19 protein-coding genes are annotated in these 16,207 nt (G+C 72.7%); 11 read left to right on the forward strand and 8 right to left on the reverse strand.

Annotation, left to right across the window (positions count from 1 at the left end; all coding sequences use genetic code 11):
* Positions 1–9: 9 nt before the first annotated feature.
* The gene (locus tag ACTHAM_RS07790) at positions 10–504 is read left to right on the forward strand and encodes a DUF6328 family protein (protein ID WP_440686060.1); all 495 of its coding nucleotides are present in this window, start codon (positions 10–12) and stop codon (positions 502–504) included.
* Between the two features lie 17 nt (positions 505–521).
* Here the strand turns inward: ACTHAM_RS07790 and ACTHAM_RS07795 are convergent, their stop codons facing one another.
* Positions 522–1,124 (reverse strand): TetR family transcriptional regulator, encoded by a 603-nt coding sequence (locus ACTHAM_RS07795; protein ID WP_440686062.1) that lies wholly within the window; start codon positions 1,122–1,124, stop codon positions 522–524.
* An 84-nt stretch (positions 1,125–1,208) separates the two neighbouring features.
* Between ACTHAM_RS07795 and ACTHAM_RS07800 the strand changes: the two genes are divergently transcribed.
* On the forward strand, positions 1,209–2,153 hold the full coding sequence (locus tag ACTHAM_RS07800) for an aldo/keto reductase (protein ID WP_440686064.1): 945 nt from the start codon (positions 1,209–1,211) through the stop codon (positions 2,151–2,153).
* An 89-nt stretch (positions 2,154–2,242) separates the two neighbouring features.
* Here the strand turns inward: ACTHAM_RS07800 and ACTHAM_RS07805 are convergent, their stop codons facing one another.
* The 4 genes from ACTHAM_RS07805 to ku all read right to left on the reverse strand — a co-directional run bounded on the left by ACTHAM_RS07805 (position 2,243) and on the right by ku (position 5,270).
* Positions 2,243–2,689, reverse strand: a complete 447-nt coding sequence (locus ACTHAM_RS07805) for a Fur family transcriptional regulator (protein WP_440686066.1) — start codon at positions 2,687–2,689, stop codon at positions 2,243–2,245.
* A 122-nt stretch (positions 2,690–2,811) separates the two neighbouring features.
* Positions 2,812–3,093, reverse strand: coding sequence for an HU family DNA-binding protein (locus tag ACTHAM_RS07810; RefSeq protein ID WP_146951929.1), 282 nt, complete (start codon positions 3,091–3,093; stop codon positions 2,812–2,814).
* Positions 3,094–3,264: 171 nt separating this feature from the next.
* On the reverse strand, positions 3,265–4,338 hold the full coding sequence (locus ACTHAM_RS07815) for a PHP domain-containing protein (protein WP_440686068.1): 1,074 nt from the start codon (positions 4,336–4,338) through the stop codon (positions 3,265–3,267).
* A complete protein-coding gene (ku, locus tag ACTHAM_RS07820; RefSeq protein ID WP_440686070.1) occupies positions 4,335–5,270 on the reverse strand; it encodes a non-homologous end joining protein Ku in 936 nt (311 codons plus the stop codon). The genes ACTHAM_RS07815 and ku overlap by 4 nt, the downstream gene beginning before the upstream one ends.
* Positions 5,271–5,410: 140 nt before the next feature.
* On the opposite strand from ku, the gene ligD reads away from it, so the two are divergent.
* The gene (ligD, locus tag ACTHAM_RS07825) at positions 5,411–6,313 is read left to right on the forward strand and encodes a non-homologous end-joining DNA ligase (protein WP_440686072.1); all 903 of its coding nucleotides are present in this window, start codon (positions 5,411–5,413) and stop codon (positions 6,311–6,313) included.
* A gap of 46 nt (positions 6,314–6,359) precedes the next feature.
* Positions 6,360–6,923, forward strand: a complete 564-nt coding sequence (locus ACTHAM_RS07830; RefSeq protein ID WP_440686074.1) for a Dps family protein — start codon at positions 6,360–6,362, stop codon at positions 6,921–6,923.
* 99 nt (positions 6,924–7,022) lie between these two features.
* Here ACTHAM_RS07830 and ACTHAM_RS07835 read toward each other — a convergent pair whose 3' ends face one another.
* Complete coding sequence (locus ACTHAM_RS07835) at positions 7,023–7,229, reverse strand: hypothetical protein (RefSeq protein WP_440686076.1); 207 nt, start codon at positions 7,227–7,229, stop codon at positions 7,023–7,025.
* A gap of 208 nt (positions 7,230–7,437) precedes the next feature.
* Between ACTHAM_RS07835 and mqo the strand changes: the two genes are divergently transcribed.
* Together mqo and ACTHAM_RS07845 are read left to right on the forward strand one after the other, a co-directional pair.
* A complete protein-coding gene (mqo, locus tag ACTHAM_RS07840) occupies positions 7,438–8,913 on the forward strand; it encodes a malate dehydrogenase (quinone) (RefSeq protein WP_440686078.1) in 1,476 nt (491 codons plus the stop codon).
* Positions 8,914–8,995: 82 nt separating this feature from the next.
* Positions 8,996–9,337: a hypothetical protein gene (locus ACTHAM_RS07845; protein ID WP_440686080.1), complete on the forward strand. Its 342-nt coding sequence runs from the start codon at positions 8,996–8,998 to the stop codon at positions 9,335–9,337.
* 61 nt (positions 9,338–9,398) lie between these two features.
* On the opposite strand, the gene ACTHAM_RS07850 is transcribed toward ACTHAM_RS07845, so the two are convergent.
* Positions 9,399–10,037 (reverse strand): methylated-DNA--[protein]-cysteine S-methyltransferase, encoded by a 639-nt coding sequence (locus ACTHAM_RS07850; RefSeq protein ID WP_440686082.1) that lies wholly within the window; start codon positions 10,035–10,037, stop codon positions 9,399–9,401.
* Positions 10,034–10,543, reverse strand: a complete 510-nt coding sequence (locus ACTHAM_RS07855) for an RNA polymerase sigma factor (protein ID WP_440686084.1) — start codon at positions 10,541–10,543, stop codon at positions 10,034–10,036. The genes ACTHAM_RS07850 and ACTHAM_RS07855 overlap by 4 nt, the downstream gene beginning before the upstream one ends.
* 217 nt (positions 10,544–10,760) lie before the next feature.
* Here ACTHAM_RS07855 and ACTHAM_RS07860 point away from each other — a divergent pair, with 217 nt between their 5' ends.
* From ACTHAM_RS07860 to ACTHAM_RS07880, 5 genes are all read left to right on the forward strand, one after another.
* Positions 10,761–11,633, forward strand: a complete 873-nt coding sequence (locus tag ACTHAM_RS07860; protein ID WP_440686086.1) for a universal stress protein — start codon at positions 10,761–10,763, stop codon at positions 11,631–11,633.
* An 86-nt stretch (positions 11,634–11,719) separates the two neighbouring features.
* Positions 11,720–12,700 (forward strand): phosphodiester glycosidase family protein, encoded by a 981-nt coding sequence (locus tag ACTHAM_RS07865; RefSeq protein WP_440686089.1) that lies wholly within the window; start codon positions 11,720–11,722, stop codon positions 12,698–12,700.
* Positions 12,701–12,709: 9 nt separating this feature from the next.
* Positions 12,710–13,924: a glycosyltransferase gene (locus tag ACTHAM_RS07870; protein ID WP_440686091.1), complete on the forward strand. Its 1,215-nt coding sequence runs from the start codon at positions 12,710–12,712 to the stop codon at positions 13,922–13,924.
* Complete coding sequence (locus tag ACTHAM_RS07875; protein WP_440686093.1) at positions 13,924–14,613, forward strand: GTP pyrophosphokinase; 690 nt, start codon at positions 13,924–13,926, stop codon at positions 14,611–14,613. The genes ACTHAM_RS07870 and ACTHAM_RS07875 overlap by 1 nt, the downstream gene beginning before the upstream one ends.
* Positions 14,614–14,768: 155 nt before the next feature.
* A complete protein-coding gene (locus ACTHAM_RS07880) occupies positions 14,769–16,169 on the forward strand; it encodes an MBL fold metallo-hydrolase RNA specificity domain-containing protein (RefSeq protein ID WP_440686095.1) in 1,401 nt (466 codons plus the stop codon).
* Positions 16,170–16,207 lie beyond the last annotated feature (38 nt).

Here is a 16,207-nt window from a genome sequence, read left to right on the forward strand (position 1 = left end):
GTGAACGACGTGGTCCAGCACGGACGGCGACCCGCCGAGCGGCACGAGACCCCGGCCGAGCGGATGGACCGCAACTGGGACGAGCTGATGCAGGAGCTGCGGGTCACGCAGACCGGCGCGCAGATCCTCGTCGGGTTCCTGCTGACCATCCCGTTCCAGCAGCGGTTCGCCGACCTGGACGACTACCAGCGCACGCTCTACCTGACGTTGGTGGTGGTGGCGGCCGTCGCGACGGTGCTCATCGTGGCCCCGGTGAGCCTGCACCGGCTGCTGTTCCAGCGGGGGCTCAAGGGCGAGCTGGTCGGCGCGGGCAACCTGTTCGCCCGCGCGGGGCTGGTGGCCCTGGCCGTCGTGATGGTCGGTGTGCCCATGTTCCTGTTCGACGTCGTCGTCTCGAGGTCCGCCGGGCGGGTGGTCGGTGGATCCGTGCTGGTGCTGATCGTGGCGGTGTGGTGGGCCGTGCCGTGGGTGATCGAGGTGCGCAGCGCCCGACGCGGCCTGTGAGCGGGCGGTGCCGCCGCTCAGGTCGTGGGGTTGAGGGTGGCGAAGGCGATGCCGAGGATCGTGCGCGGTGAGCGGGTCTCGTGCGGCTGGGACCAGGTCAGGAGTGCCACGTCGAGGCACGCCAGGCCGGCTTGCACGAGGGCCTCGGCGCGCAGCGTCGCGTCGTGCCCGTCCAACCGTTCCGCGACGAGCGGGACGAGCTGCTCCGCCCAGGCGAGGTGCTTCTCGAGGTTGCGGGCCCGCAGTGTGGGTGCGCTGATGAGGACTCGCATCGAGCGCTTCTGGCGATCCTCGTCGGTTCCGGGCACGGCCAGCAGGGCGTCGAGGGCTGCGTGCAGGGACGACCACGCCGGTTCGTCGGACGGTCGCGCCGCCAACGCGTCCCGGACCAGCTCGCCCCAGGCGGTCGTGTCGCCCATGACGGCGTCTTCCTTGGTGGGGAAGTAGCGGTTGAAGCTGCGGGCGGAGATGCCCACGGCGGCCGCGATCTGGTCCACGGTGACCTGGTCGAACCCGTGCTCGGCGAACAGGTCGATCGCGGTGTCGGCGATGCGCGCGCGCACGGCCTCGCGTGTCATCTCCCGCAGCGTGGGGGCTCGACGGGCGGGCGTGGCGACCATGGCTGAAGGATACGCGTTCAGCCGAATGTGTCTGAGTCAGACAGGTTGGGCGTAAGGTGTCACCACACCTCTGAAGGGAGCACCATGCAGACACGCACTCTTGGCCGCCAGGGACTGACGGCGTCAGCGATCGGCTACGGAGCGATGGGGACCGCGATGGGCTACGGCCCGAGCGACGACACCCGGTCCATCGCCGCGATCCGCCGGGCCTACGACCTGGGCGTCACCCACTTCGACACCGCCGAGATGTACGGCTGGGGGCAGGGCGAGCAGCTCCTGGGCGCCGCACTCGCCCCGCTTCGCGACCATGTGACGATCGCGACCAAGTTCGGCTTCACCCAGCCGGCCTTCGCCCCCAGCTCCCAGCCGGACCACGTCCGCGCCGTGGTGGACGCCAGCCTGCGCCACCTGGGCATCGACCACATCGACGTGCTCTACCAGCACGTGCACGACCCGGCCGTCCCGGTCGAGGACGTCGTCGGGGTCATGAAGGAGCTCGTCCAGGCCGGGAAGGTCAGGTACCTGGGTCTGTCCAACACCACCGCGGAGAACGTGCGCCGAGCCCACGCGGTGCACCCCATCAGCGCGCTCCAGGTCGAGTACTCGATCTTCTCGCGCGAGGCCGAGGCGTTCTTCCCGGTGCTGGAGGAGCTCGGGATCGGCCTGGTGGCCTACTCCCCGCTCGCCCGCGGGTTCCTCACCGGGTCGGTCACGCCCCGCTCGCAGTACGCGCCGGACGACTTCCGCCAGCGCGCACCCTGGTGGGCGACCGAGAACTACGAGGCCAACGTCGCCATCGTCGACCAGCTCACCGCACTCGCCCGGAGCAAGGGCGCCACCCTCTCGCAGCTCTCGCTCGCCTGGCTGCTGGCCATGAAGGACGACATCGTGCCGATCCCCGGCTCTCGAAGCCCCGAGCGGGTGGCTGAGAACACCGCCGCGGCAGAGCTCACCCTCACGGCCGAGGACCTCGCGCGCATCGAGGCGATCGCCCCGCTGGGTGGCATCGGCGGTCGCATCGAGTTCTAGCCAGGCACGGCACGCCCGGGGTGAGCGGTGCGAGACCAGCGCCTCAGGGCACACCCGTCATCGCCCACCGCCACGGCCGCCGGGCGCGGCTACCTGCTGAGGACTGCCCGCTGCGTCTCGCGGCACGACGCGCACGTGCCGACCAGCTCGATGGTGTGGTCCACGTCGTCGAAGCCGTGCGCGGCAGCGATCTGCGCCGCCCACCCTTCGGCGACCGGGGCGTCGATCTCGACGGTGCGTCCGCAGCTGCGGCACACCAGGTGATGATGGTGGCTGCGGCGCTCGCAGCGGCGGTACACCGACTCGCCGTCCTCGGAGCGCAGCACGTCGACCTCGCCGTTCTCGACGAGGCGCTGCACGGCCCGGTACACGGTGGCCAGCCCGACGCTCGACCCACGGGCACGCAGCAGCTCGTGCAGCTGCTGGGCGCTGCGGAACTCGTCGAGAGTGCCCAGCAGGTCGAGGATCTCGGTGCGCTGCTTGGTCTGCCGCGGGGTTCCCGGGGACATCGACACCTCCTGCGTCGTGAGATCCATTCGCAACATGCTAGCGGTCGGGGGTGTTCCCGACATGCCACCGGGCCCCGGTCCACGAGGAACCGGGGCCCGGTCGGCCGCGGTCACCGCCGGACTGACGTCCGGTCAGGTGACCGGGTGCCTCACGCGGAGACTGCGCGCTTGAGGGCGCTGCCGGCGGTGAGCTTCACGCGGAAGCCGGCCGGGATCTCGAGCTTCTCACCGGTCTGCGGGTTGATGCCGGTGCGGGCCGAACGCTCCGCACGCGACACGGCCAGCAGGCCGGGGATCGTGACGCTCTCGCCGGCGGCGAGCTGCTCGACGAGCACCTCCTGGAAGGCACGCAGCGCCTTGTCGGCGTCGGTGTTGGTCAGGCCGGCCTTCGCGGCGATGGCCTGGACGAGCTCGGTGCGGTTCACGCTCACGGACATGTGCTCCTTGTTGACGGGACGTGCGGGCCCGGAACGGGCCGACGTCGTCGGCGCACGGACTGGCCCCGTGCCGACGGACGCCGCGGACGACCTTAGCCGCAGATGAGGCCCATTCCCGCACCGGACGCGCGTGGCGCCTGCCACGGACGGTGCCACGTCGTGCCCTCACCGGCCGTGGCGGGCGACCAGCTGCTCGACGGGCAGGGTGTTGACGACCCGGTCGGCCGTGATGCCGTGCCGGGCGGCGCGTGCGCAACCGTCGAGCTGCCACGCCAGGTGCCCGGGCGCGTGCGCGTCGGTGTCGATCGCGAACAGGCACCCGCAGGCGGCGGCGAGGGCCAGGAGCTCCTCGGGCGGGTCCTGGCGGTCGGGTCGGCAGTTGATCTCCACCGCGACGCCGTGCTCGGCGCAGGCCTCGAACACGGCGCGGGCGTCGAACCGGCTGGGTGGGCGCTGCTTGCCCCGGACGCGACGACCGGTGCAGTGGCCCAGCACGTCGGTGTGCGGGTCGCGCACCGCGGTGAGCATGCGGGTGGTCATCGTGGCCTCGTCGGCCCGCAGGTCGGAGTGCACGGAGGCGACCACGACGTCGAGCTCGGCCAGCAGGTCCGGGTCCTGGTCGAGGCTCCCGTCGGCCAGGATGTCCACCTCGATCCCCCGCAGCACCCGGAAGGGTGCCAGCGGCCCGCGTAACGCCTCGATCTGCTGCCCCTGCGCGCGCAGCCGAGCCGCACTCAGGCCGTGCGCGACGGTCAGGTGCGGTGAATGGTCGGTGACCGCCAGGTACTCGTGACCCAGCTCGAGTGCGGCCAGGACCATCTCCTGCAGGGACGTGGTCCCGTCGCTGGCCTCGGTGTGCGCGTGCAGGTCACCGCGCAGGCACGCCCGCAGCGCCACGGCCTGCGGGTCGGCCCCGGGTTCGTCCTGCACGGCGCGTTCGAGGTCCTCCAGGTACGGCACCGGTTCCCCGCGCACCACCTGTGTGACGAGCTGGGCTGTCCGGGCACCTACCCCGGGCAGGTCGGTCAGCGACCCGGTGGCGACCAGGTCGCCGACCCGGTCGGCACCCAGTGGCTCGAGCACCCGCACGGCCTGCCGGAACGCCGCCGCGCGGTACCCGTCGGCCTGGGCGCGCTCGAGCAGCCAGGCCACGCGGCGCAGCGCAGCGACCGGCCCCTCGGGGACCGGGGCATGCCCCGGGGACCGCCCGGGCGCCCCGGGACGCCCGCCTGGTGTCACGAGGCCTCGCGGCGGCCTCGCCGGGCGGTCTTCGCCGGTGCCGCCTCCTCCGGCTCAGCAGCCTCGGGTTCGGCTGCGGCCGACTTGCGTGCCCGGGTGGTCTTGCGTGGCTGTTTCGGCTCCGGTGCCGGTGCGGCCCCGGCGTGACCGGCCCGCGCCTTCTCCACGCTGCGCTGCAGGGCCGCCAGCAGGTCGACGACCTCGCCGCCTGTGCCCGGCTCGGCGCCCTCGGCCGCAGGGACCGCCTGCGTGTGCCCGGCCGAGACCTTCGACTCGATGAGCGCGACCATTGCCGCCTCGTAGGAGTCGGTGTACTGCGACGGGTCGAAGTCCGCCGCCAACGACTCCACCAGCGAGGACGCCATCGTCAGCTCCTGCGGGCGCACCTGCACCTGCGCGTCCAGCACCGGGAAGTCCGCGGCGCGCAGCTCGTCCGGCCACAGCAGGGTCTGCAGCACGATGACCTTGCCGCGCACCCGCAGCACCGCCATCGACTCGCGTTGACGCAGCGCGACCTTGACGACCGCCATCCGGTCGGTGGCCTCCAACGCCCCCCGCAGCAGGGCGTAGGGCTTGGCCGAGGTCTTGTCGGGTTCCAGGTAGTAGGTGCGTTGCAGCAGGATCGGGTCGACCTGATCCGAGGGCACGAACTCCAGCACCTCGATCTCGTGGCCCGACGCCAACGGCAGCTCGGCCAGGTCCTCGTCGGTGAGGACCACCAGCTCGCCCGTGCCCGTCTCGTACCCCTTGGCGATGTCGAGCGTGTCGATCGTCTCCCCGCACACGCTGCACGTGCGCCGGTACCGGATCCGCCCACCGTCGGCGCGGTGCACCTGGTGCAGCGCGACCTCGTGCTCACCCGTGGCCGCGTACAACCGCACCGGCACGTTGACCAGCCCGAACGCGACCGCACCCTTCCAGATCGCCCGCATGGCCCCGCTCCCGTCCTTGACGGCGACCCCCACGACCGCCCCCGATGCGGTCAGGTCGCTCCCCGCGACGTGCGTACCTCTTCTGGGCAGGATGGACCCGTGGAGCCCCTGCACGCCACCCCGGCATGTCGGGAACAGCCGTGAGCACCGGTGCCGCCCAGGTGCTGCAGGTCGACGGGCGCCAGGTCCGCGTCACGCACCTGGACAAGGTGATGTACCCGGCGGCGGGCACCACGAAGGCCGACGTCATGGACTACCTCGTCCGCGTCGCCCCTGCGCTGCTGCGCCAGCTGCGCGACCGGCCGGTGACCCGGGTGCGCTGGCCCGACGGGGTCGAGGGTCAGCGGTTCTTCGAGAAGAACGTCCCCCGGGGTGCCCCTGCGTGGTTGCGTCACCAACGCCTGCCTGCGGCCCCCGGCGCGCAGGACGAGGGCAGCGAGCTGGACCTGCCGTTCCTCGACGACGTGGCCGGCCTGGTGTGGGCCGCGAACCAGGGAGCGCTCGAGCTGCACACCCCGCAGTGGACCGTGGGCCCGCGGGGCGGTCTGCGGCACTGCGACCGGCTGGTCGTCGACCTGGACCCGGGCGCCCCGGCCGGCCTGGAGGAGTGCGCCCGGGTGGCGCACCTGGTGGCGACCCGGTTGGCCGAGGACGGCCTGAGCACCGTCCCGGTCACCTCCGGCAGCAAGGGCCTGCAGCTGTACGCCGCGTTGCCGCGCCCGACGCCGGCGACGGCGGTGCACGACTACGCCCGGCGGTTCGCCCACGAGCTGGCCGCGGCGCACCCCTCGCTGGTGGTGGCCGTGCAGCGCAAGGACCTGCGCACCGGCAAGGTGCTGGTCGACTGGTCGCAGAACCACCCGGCCAAGACCACGATCACGCCCTGGTCGCTGCGGGGCCGCACCCGACCGACGGTGGCGGCACCGCGGCGGTGGGACGAGATCGGCCCGGGGCTGGCGCACCTGGAGATCAGTGAGGTCGTGCGACGGCTGAGCCTGGAGGGCGACCCGTTCCTGGCCGAGCCCGGGATGCGGGTGCGCTGAGCGTCGGGCACGGTGGACCGATCACCCGAGCGACGAAGGAGGCTTCATGCCCAGCAAGGCTCAGCCCACCAAGAACGCCACGTCCGGCGCCACCAAGGGCCTGCCCAAGTACACGGTGCCCTCCTTGACCCCGCAGGCCGGCGCGAAGGTCGCCGCGGTCCTGCAGGAGCGCCTGCACGCGCTCAACGACCTGCACCTGACCCTCAAGCACATCCACTGGAACGTCGTGGGTCCGCACTTCATCGCGGTGCACGAGATGCTCGACCCGCAGGTCGACGCGGTGCGGCTCATGGTCGATGCCATCGCCGAACGCATCGCCACCCTCGGCGTCGCACCCGTGGGCACCCCCGGTGCGCTCGTGGCGGCCCGCTCGTGGGACGACTACGCGATCGCGCGGGCCGGCGCCATCGAGCACCTGCGGGCACTGGACGAGGTGTACGTGGGTGTCATCGAGTCGCACCGCGCGGCGGCCGAGGCCACCGAGGAGCTCGATGCGGTCACCAACGACCTGCTCATCGGGCACCTGCACGAGCTGGAGCTGTTCCACTGGTTCGTGCGCGCCCACCTGGAGTCCTCTGGCGGTGCGCTGGACGGGACGCCCACCGAGTGAGGCTGCACCGGTGAGGTGAAGCCGGTGAGGTTGCTGCGGGCCTGACCGGCCCGACGTCCTCACGGGAGGAGTCGGGCGACCCCGCGACGGCGACCCCGGTCACAACGTCGCAGGGTCGTCCCACTCCTCGCCGCTGGCGATGTCCTCGTCGTCCGGCTCGAGCTCGACCTCGTGCAACGAACGAGGCGCACGCTGCGGGTCTCCACCCGAACGGGCGTCCTGCGCGGCCAGTGCGGCCTCGGGCATCGGCTCCTGCGCGATGAGCTCGGCTGCGGGGTCGGAGGTCAGGTCGCGGGGGCGGTCCATGCCTCCGGTTCTAGCAGGGCCGCCGGGCGCACGCCACCGAGTGCCTCAGTGCTTCGCGCCGGCGGCACGATGGCCTCACGATGGCGGCACGATGGCCGCACGACGGACCTGGTCAGCGGCATGCAGCCCCCACCAGGGCTGAAGAGGAGACCAAGATCACACAATCGGCAGGACGAAGGTCTCTCGACGTCAACCTACGATCGGCCGCGTGACCGATCGCGAAGAGGCTGTCGACGTCGTCCTCGTCGGCGGCGGCATCATGAGCGCCACGCTCGCCGCCCTGCTGACCACCCTCGAGCCCACCTGGCGCATCCTGCTCGTCGAACGACGCGACGCCCTGGCGCAGGAGAGCTCGAACGCCTGGAACAACGCAGGCACCGGCCACGCCGCCCTCTGCGAGCTCAACTACACCCCCGAACGCCCCGACGGCACCGTCGACATCACCAAGGCCATCCGCATCAACGAGCAGTTCGAGCTGTCCCGTGAGCTGTGGCACTACCTGGCCACCCAGGGGCGCCTGCCCGGCGGCACCGGGTTCGTGACCACCACCCCTCACATGACCTTCGTGCGCGGAGCGCAGAACGTGCAGTACCTGCGCCGCCGCCACCAGGCACTGGTCACCCACCCCCTGTTCGCCGAGCTGGAGTTCAGCGACGACCCCGACCAGATCGCCACCTGGGCACCGCTGCTCCTCACCGACCGCGACCCCGCCGAACCCGTCGCCGCCACCCGCGCCGCCTCCGGCACCGACGTCGACTTCGGCGCCCTGACCCGCGCCCTCGTCGAGGACGCCACCCGGCACGGCACCCAGGTGCTGCTCGAGCACGAGGTCACCCGGCTGCGCCGCCACCGCGACGGCTGGCGGCTGCGCGTGACCGACCGCCGCTGGAACGGCGGACGCCCCCGCACCGTGCACGCCCGGTTCGTCTTCATCGGCGCCGGCGGCGGCGCCCTGCCGCTCCTGCAGAAGTCCCGCATCCCCGAGATCAAGGGCTACGCCGGCTTCCCCATCAGCGGGCAGTTCCTGCGCACCACCCACCCCGCCCTCGTCGCCGCCCACCAGGCCAAGGTCTACGGCAAGGCCGACATCGGCGCCCCACCCATGTCCGTACCCCACCTCGACACCCGCACCGTCGACGGCCAGGACGCCCTCCTGTTCGGCCCCTACGCCGGCTGGTCCATGAAGTTCCTCAAGCACGGCTCCTGGACCGACCTGATCCGCACCGTGCGCCCCGCCAACCTCGTCCCCATGCTCGCCGTCGGGCTGCGCAACCTCGACCTGCTCACCTACCTGATCAGCGAGGTCACCGCCACACCCACCCGACGCCTGCGCGCACTGCGCGCGTTCATGCCCACCGCGCATCCCCGCGACTGGGAGCTGGTCACCGCCGGGCAACGCGTCCAGGTCATCAAACGCGACCCGACCCACGGCGGGGTCCTGGAGTTCGGCACCGAGCTCATCACCGCCGCCGACGGCACCATCGCCGGTCTCCTCGGCGCCTCCCCCGGCGCCTCCACGGCCGCCGCCGCCATGGTCGAGCTCCTCGAACGCTGCTTCCCCGACCGCGCCCAGACCTGGGCGCCCCAGCTGCGTGAGATGATGCCGAGCCTGGGTGGCGGGCAGTGGGACGAGTCCTTCGAGCTCGACCACCTGGTCGACGAGCAGGTCACCTCCGACCGCTGACCGCCCGCGACCGCACCCGCACTCCCACCCGCACGGGCCAGCGTCCCGCACGGGCCACCGCCGGACCGTCGAGGACCCACGCATGCCAGTCGCAGCCCACCCCTCCGAACCCACCCCCGACGGCACCACCGCCCTCGACCCGACCGAGGACACCCCCGCACCGGCGGTCAGCGCACCCATGCGGGCAGCCAAGGTCCGCGCCTACACCGAGCACACGACCGTCGGTCAGGTCGAGACCACCCCCGACGGGCGCGTCACCATCGCCTGCGCGTGCGGCATGGTCCTGACCAACGGCCCCACCTGGTCCGTCGACGAGCACATCCGCCTGCACCGCGCCGAGGCGAGGTTCCTCGCGCTCGCGGACGTCGCACCTGCCGGGATCCCGCGCCTGGTCGCCTGGCCCCTGGCCGACGTCCCCCGCTGAGCGCCGTCGGCACCGGTGGGCAGCGTCACGCACCGGGAGGTGCGGCAGGCTCAGCACGGCGTCACGTGCCGCCCTGACCGGACTCCAGCTGCAGGAGCAGCACCTTGGCGTGGTCGCCGCCGACGTACCGGCCAGGGGTGCCGTCAGCCCTGACCACCCGGTGGCAGGGCAGCAGGACGGGCAACGGGTTCAGCGCGCACGCCGTACCCACCGCGCGCACCGCACGGGGCCGACCCACGTCCGCCGCCACCGTCGCATAGCTGGCGGTCCGCCCGTACGGCACCCGCCTCAGCTGCGCGACGACCGCCCGTCGGAACCCCTGCGCCAGGCGCAGGTCGAGCGGCACGTCGAACGCACGGCGGTGCCCGGCGAAGTACTCCCCCAGCTCACGTGCCACGCCCTCGAGCGCGCGCGGTGCCTCCAGCACCCGAGGGCTGACCTGCTCGGCGAGGTCGGCGAGCACCTGGGCGTGGTCCTGCACGGCGAAGGCGACCCGGACGACCCCGACCGGGGTGGCCGCCACCAGCAGCTCCCCCAGGGGGGTGTCGAGCGTGCGGTAGGCGACCTCGAGCAGACCGTCGTGCTGCGCGCGGGCGACCAGACGGGCGTGCAGGTCGCGCAGGTGCGCCGGTGGTGCGTCGAGGGTCTGCAACGCGGGGGGCACCTGGTCGGGCAGCACGGTCGGGTCGGCGGTGGTCATGCTCGCGCTCCTCGGACGGCGGACAGGTCAGCAGGCAGATCGGCGGGCACGTAGGTGCGGCGCAGGGTCGCCACGCCGTCGGCCGCCGCACGTCGGGCGGCGGCCGCGGTGCCGCCCACGATCGCGGCAACCTGCTCGTACGGCAGGCCACCCAGATGGTGGTAGGCCAGCACGTGGCGCTGCTTGGTCGGCAGGGCGGCCAGGGCGGACCACAGGTCCAGGTCCCGCTCGTCGGCCCCGCCCGGCGCGGCCCGTTCGGGCAGGTCGGCCACGGGTACGGCCTGGCGGGCGGCGCGGCGCACCACGTCGACGGCCTTGCGGTGCGCGATGGTCACCAGCCACGCCTCCACGTGCGCGTCGGCGGGCAGGTCCGGGTAGGCGCGCAGCGCCGCCAGGAACGTCTCGGACCAGGCGTCGTCGGCGTCGACGGGGCCGACCACGGCACGGCACACGCGCAGCACGCGCGCCCCGTGCCGTTGCACGACCTGCTCGAACGGTTCCTTCACTGTCACAGTGTGCAGACGCGTGGGCGCGGCCGGGTGTGAGGTCCGGGTGTGAAGGTCCGGCCGGGCGGACGTCGCGGGCGGTCCTCGACCCCGTCGGCCGTGCTTCGCCGCGCGCAGGCGGGGTGGGAGCAGCACAGTGGGCGTGACAGCGGGATGCGGCAGTGGGACTGCCCGACGGCCCGGCAGCAGGCGCGACGGCGTGGGTCGAGGAGGACGGATGCGCACCGACGGTCCGGTGGTGATCGCCACCGACTTCTCCCAGCACAGCGAGCAGACCGTGCGGTGGGGGGTCGACGCGGCCCGCACCCGGCACGCGGCGGTGCTCCTGGTGCACTCCTACCGTGACCCGTCCGAGGCGGCGGCCTGGGGCTGGTACCCGATGGTGCCCGACACGCAGGAGTACGAGCAGGAGATGCTCACCCAGCTCCACGCCGTCCGTGACGAGATCCGGGCACGTGAGCCCGGCGTGCCGGTGGAGGTGCGGCTCATGCGTGGGCCTGTCGTCCCGGCGTTGCGGGAGCTGAGCAGCCAGGCGCAGCTGCTGGTCCTGGGTGCGCACGGGCAGGGTCGGCGGCCCGGCCTGGGGTCCATCAGCGGACAGCTGGTCACCTACGCCACATGCCCCGTCGCGCTGGTGCGTACCGCCCACGCCGCGGCGGACGCACCGGTCGTCGTCGGTGTCGACGGGTCCAGGTCCTCGTTGGTGGCCGCACGCCTGGCCGCGCAGGAGGCGGCGCGGCGCGGGCGGCCGCTGCGGGTGCTGCACGCCCGCCCGGTGCCGGCCGACCCGCACGGGCGTGGTCCCGCGGTGGACGGCACCGCTCATCTGTCCCCCGACGACCCCACGCATGCCGCCGCACGGGCCGTGGCGGACGAGCTGCACAGCGCCCACCCGTCGGTCACGGTCAGCCTGGACCTGCGCGACGACGACCCCGTGCACGCCCTCGTCGAGGCCTCCCGCGAGGCGGACCTGCTGGTGGTGGGCTCGCGTGGTCTGGGGGCGTTCCGCGGGCTCCTGCTGGGTGCCGTCAGCCGCGACGTGGTCCGTGCGGCGCACGGTGTGGTGCTCGTCGTCCGCGACCCGGACTGACCGGCATCCGGGCCGACCGGCACCCTCACAGCCGCCGCTCAGCGGGCACCTGCCGCGGACGTACGCCACGTCCGTAGACCAGGGGCATGAGCAGAGCACACCCCCGATCCCGGGCCCGCCGTGCCGTCCTGGCCGGTGCCCTGAGCCTGACGTTGGTGGTGGCCGGGACGAGCGCCTGGGCGCTGGACCGGTACGTCATCGACCACGTGGAGATCGCCGACGTCTCGGCGTACGAGGCCGCGCGCAGCGGCACGACCGTGTCGGGCACCGACTCCACCGGCACCGGCACCGCCTCGCCCGAGGCCGACGAGGCCGTCGTCACCGACACGACCTACGAGTCGGACGACGCGAGCATCTCGATCTCGACCGTGACGACCGGTTCGGGCGACGACACCGTCACGTACTACGTGGCCGACGTGGTGCTCACCGACGCCACGGTCCTGCGCTCGGCGTTCGCGCAGGACGCCTACGGCGAGAACATCACCGAGGACACCTCCGACATCGCCGCCGACAACGGGGCGGTCTTCGCGATCAACGGCGACTACTACGGCTTCCGGTCCACCGGGATCGTGATCCGCAACGGTGTCGTCTACCGCGACGAGGGCGCACGTCAGGGCCTGGCGTTCTACACCGACGGGCACGTCGAGGTGTACGACGAGACGGCCACCACCGCCGAGGAGCTGGTGGCCGCAGGTGTGTGGAACACGTTGTCCTTCGGCCCCGCGCTCCTCCAGGACGGCCAGGTGGTCGACGGGATCGAGGACGTCGAGGTCGACACCAACGTCGGCAACCACTCGATCCAGGGCGAGCAGCCCCGCACCGCCATCGGTGTCGTCGACGACAACCACCTCGTCTTCGTCGTCGTCGACGGCCGCAGCACCGGCTACTCCGCGGGCGTCACCCTGCCCGCACTCGCGCAGATCATGCAGGACCTGGGCGCCACGACCGCCTACAACCTCGACGGCGGCGGCTCCTCGACCATGGTGTTCGACGGCGAGCTCGTCAACAACCCGCTCGGCAAGGGCACCGAGCGAGGCACCTCCGACATCCTGTACATCGCGGGCTGAGGCGTCGACATGATCGTCCTCGTCCCCGCCTACCAACCCGACACGCGGCTGGTCACCCTCGTGGCCGACCTGCGCCAGGCCGGGCACACGGTCCTGGTCGTCGACGACGGCTCCGGTCCCGACCACGCGACCATGTTCGCCGCCGCCGCCCGCCTCGGCGCGCAGGTCCTCACCCACCCCCGCAACCGCGGCAAGGGCCAGGCGCTGCGCACAGGGCTGGCCCACGTGCAAGCCACCCACCCCGGGCAGGACGTCGTGTGCGCCGACTGCGACGGGCAGCACACCCCCGCCGACATCGCACGCGTCGCCGCCCGCCTGCGCGCCGTGGCCGACGACACCCTGGTGCTGGGCACCCGCCGTTTCACCGGTGAGGTCCCCGCACGCAGCCGGTTCGGCAACACCGTCACCCGACTGCTGTTCCGCACCGTGACGGGCACCGCCGTGCACGACACCCAGACGGGCCTGCGCGGGTACCCCGCCGCGATGCTCCCCTGGCTGCTGAGCGTGCCCGGCGACCGGTTCGAGTACGAGCTGGAGGTCCTGCTGCGCGCCACCACCAGCGGCCGGCACATCGTCGAGGAGGACATCGCCACCGTGTACCTCGAGGCCAACGCCTCGTCCCACTTCCGCCCCGTCGTCGACTCCCTGCGCGTGTACGTGCCGATGCTCACGTTCGCCGCCTCCTCACTGACGGCCTTCACCCTCGACACCGCGCTGCTGCTCGTCCTGCACGCGACCACCGGGAACCTGCTCGCCTCCGTCCTGGGAGCCCGCGCCGTCAGCTCGTCCGCGAACTTCCTGCTCAACCGGCACGTCGTGTTCCGACGCCCCCGCCGTGCCCCGTGGCGCGCCGCCGCCACCCGGTACGCCGGCCTCGTCCTCGCCCTGCTCACCGTGAACTACCTGCTGCTGGCCGCCCTGACCTCCATCGGGGTCCCCCTGCTGCCCGCCAAGGTGCTCACCGAGATCGCCCTGTTCGCGACGAGCTTCGAGGTGCAACGCCGGTTCGTGTTCACCGCCGGCTCCACCCACGACGGCCACGTCCCGGAGGCCGCCCCCGCTCTGCCTACGATGAGCCCCGCACGCACGACACCTCGCGGAAAGGCCCCGCAGTGCCCCTCGACCACACCGACGAGGCCCCCACGGACCGCGAGCTCACGGGAGCACACGCCGGCCCCACTCCAGCTGAGCTCGCCCGGCTCCGGCACGACTTCACCCGACTGATGCTCGGCTACAAGTCCGGGATCGCCGAGGTCATGACCAAGATCACGATCCTGCGCGACGAGTTCGAGCACGTGCACGACACCAACCCCATCGAGCACATCGGCTCCCGGCTGAAGTCCCCCGAGAGCCTCATCGCCAAGGTGCGGCGCAAGGGCTGCCCCCTGACCCTCGACGCCATCCGCGAGCAGATCTGGGACATCGCCGGCGTCCGCGTCACCTGCAGCTTCGTCTCCGACATCTACCGCATCCGCGACCTGCTGATCAGCCAGCAGGACCTGACGGTCCTGGCCGAACGCGACTACATCGCCGAACCCAAGGCCAACGGCTACCAGAGCCTGCACCTGATCGTGCAGGTCCCGGTGTTCCTGTCCGACCGGGTCGAGGCCGTCACCGTCGAGATCCAGATCCGCACCATCGCGATGGACTTCTGGGCGAGCCTCGAGCACAAGATCTACTACAAGTACGACGGCGCCGTCCCCGAACGCCTCCTCGTCGAGCTGCGAGAAGCCGCCCTGGCCGCGGCCCGCCTGGACGCCACGATGGAACAGCTGCACGACGAGGTCCGGGCGCTCGCGGCCGGGTCCACGCAGGGCCGTGGCGCCGCCTCGCCGTCGGCACCCTCCGACGAGCTGCTGTCGGCGTTCACGCACCTGCTCGACGCGCGACGCGTCGAACCGCCCCTCGTCTGACCGGCACGACGTCTGACGCGCACAGGGTCCGACCGGTGCGCAGGCGCAGCCCCCGGCAACTGCCTACCGTGGAAGCAGCGGCGACGGTGCGACCCGGGCCGGGCGAGCAGACCCGACCGGTCGCCCCGCCGTGACGCGGGAGGACGGCGAGAGCCATGCAACGCCCGACCCTGACGTTCCTGGGTGCGGCCGGCACGGTGACCGGCAGCAAGTTCCTGTTCGACGACGCCCACGCGCGGCTGATGGTCGACTGCGGCATGTTCCAGGGCGAGCAGGCGTGGCGGCGGCGCAACTGGGAACCCTCCCCCGTCGACCCGTCCGGCATCGACGCGGTGATCCTCACGCACGCCCACCTGGACCACTGCGGGTGGCTGCCCGTGCTGGCACGCGAGGGCTTCACCGGGCCCGTGCTGTGCACCCCGGACACCGCGCGCCTCGTCGCGATCGTGCTGCGCGACGCCGCGCACATCCAGGAGTCGGACGCCGCGCACGCCCAGGACCACGGCTACTCCAAGCACGAACCGGCCCTGCCGCTGTACGGCGCGGAGGACGCCGAACGCGCGATCGCCCTGCTCCACCCCGTCGACGGGCCCGCCCCGCTGCCCGGTGGTGCCCGCGTGCACCTGCGCTCCGCCGGGCACATCCTCGGATCGGCGTTCGCCGAGCTCGACCTGCACGGCACCCACGTCATGGTCTCCGGTGACGTCGGCCGCCCCGGCCACCCGCTGCTCCTGCCGCCGCAGACACCCGCACCCGCCGACGTCGTCCTCGTGGAATCCACGTACGGCCAACGCACCCACGAGGACGACAACCACGAGGCCCTCGCGCAGGCGATCACCCGCACCGCCGACCGTGGCGGCAGCGTGCTGGTCCCCGCGTTCGCCGTCGACCGCACCCCCGTGCTGCTGCTCACCCTGGCCGCCCTCGAACGCGACCACCGGATCCCCCACCTGCCCGTCTACGTCGACAGCCCCATGGCCCTGCGCGCCCTGGACGTGTACCGCGACGCCATCGCACGCCACGACCCACAGCTGCGCCCCGAGGTCGGCACCGCCGAGCACCTGTTCACCCCCCGGCACCTGCAGCTGATGAGCACCCGCGAGGAGTCCGAGTCCCTCAACCGCCCCGACCGGACGTGCATCATCATCTCCGCCTCCGGCATGGCCACCGGCGGACGCGTCCTGCACCACCTCGAGGCCCAGCTGCCCGACCGGCACAACACCGTGATCCTCACCGGGTTCCAGGTACCCGGCACCCGAGGGTGGTCCCTGGCCGAAGGCGCCCGGCAGATCAAGATCCACGGCCGGTACATCCCCGTCCACGCCGAGGTCGTCGACGCCGGAGGCTTCTCCGCGCACGCCGACGCCGACCAGCTGATCACCTGGCTGCGCGACATGCCCGCACCCAGCACCGCCTACGTGGTGCACGGCGAGCAGGACGCCGCGCAGACCTTCGCGCACCGCCTCGACGAGGAGCTCGGCTGGAACGCCGTCGTCCCCCGCCACCGCGAGAAGGTCCTGCTGCCCACCGCCCCGGAGCAAGCCCCACAGCCCTGACACCACGGCGCCGACGCCACACCCCCGCGGCCGTTCAA

It is taken from the genome of Cellulomonas soli (assembly GCF_052036975.1).
GTDB lineage: Bacteria > Actinomycetota > Actinomycetes > Actinomycetales > Cellulomonadaceae > Cellulomonas > Cellulomonas soli_A.

Coding starts and splice junctions, on each gene's coding strand:
- ACTHAM_RS07800 (WP_440686064.1), top strand. CDS start 1,209: ATGCAGACACGCACTCTTGGCCGCCAGGGACTGACGGCGTCAGCGATC.
- ACTHAM_RS07880 (WP_440686095.1), top strand. CDS start 14,769: ATGCAACGCCCGACCCTGACGTTCCTGGGTGCGGCCGGCACGGTGACC.
- ACTHAM_RS07795 (WP_440686062.1), bottom strand. CDS start 1,124: ATGGTCGCCACGCCCGCCCGTCGAGCCCCCACGCTGCGGGAGATGACA.
- ku (WP_440686070.1), bottom strand. CDS start 5,270: ATGCGGGCGATCTGGAAGGGTGCGGTCGCGTTCGGGCTGGTCAACGTG.
- ACTHAM_RS07860 (WP_440686086.1), top strand. CDS start 10,761: ATGCGCACCGACGGTCCGGTGGTGATCGCCACCGACTTCTCCCAGCAC.
- ACTHAM_RS07850 (WP_440686082.1), bottom strand. CDS start 10,037: ATGACCACCGCCGACCCGACCGTGCTGCCCGACCAGGTGCCCCCCGCG.
- ACTHAM_RS07870 (WP_440686091.1), top strand. CDS start 12,710: ATGATCGTCCTCGTCCCCGCCTACCAACCCGACACGCGGCTGGTCACC.
- ACTHAM_RS07805 (WP_440686066.1), bottom strand. CDS start 2,689: ATGGATCTCACGACGCAGGAGGTGTCGATGTCCCCGGGAACCCCGCGG.
- ACTHAM_RS07835 (WP_440686076.1), bottom strand. CDS start 7,229: ATGGACCGCCCCCGCGACCTGACCTCCGACCCCGCAGCCGAGCTCATC.
- ACTHAM_RS07865 (WP_440686089.1), top strand. CDS start 11,720: ATGAGCAGAGCACACCCCCGATCCCGGGCCCGCCGTGCCGTCCTGGCC.
- ACTHAM_RS07830 (WP_440686074.1), top strand. CDS start 6,360: ATGCCCAGCAAGGCTCAGCCCACCAAGAACGCCACGTCCGGCGCCACC.
- ACTHAM_RS07845 (WP_440686080.1), top strand. CDS start 8,996: ATGCCAGTCGCAGCCCACCCCTCCGAACCCACCCCCGACGGCACCACC.
- ACTHAM_RS07875 (WP_440686093.1), top strand. CDS start 13,924: ATGCTCGGCTACAAGTCCGGGATCGCCGAGGTCATGACCAAGATCACG.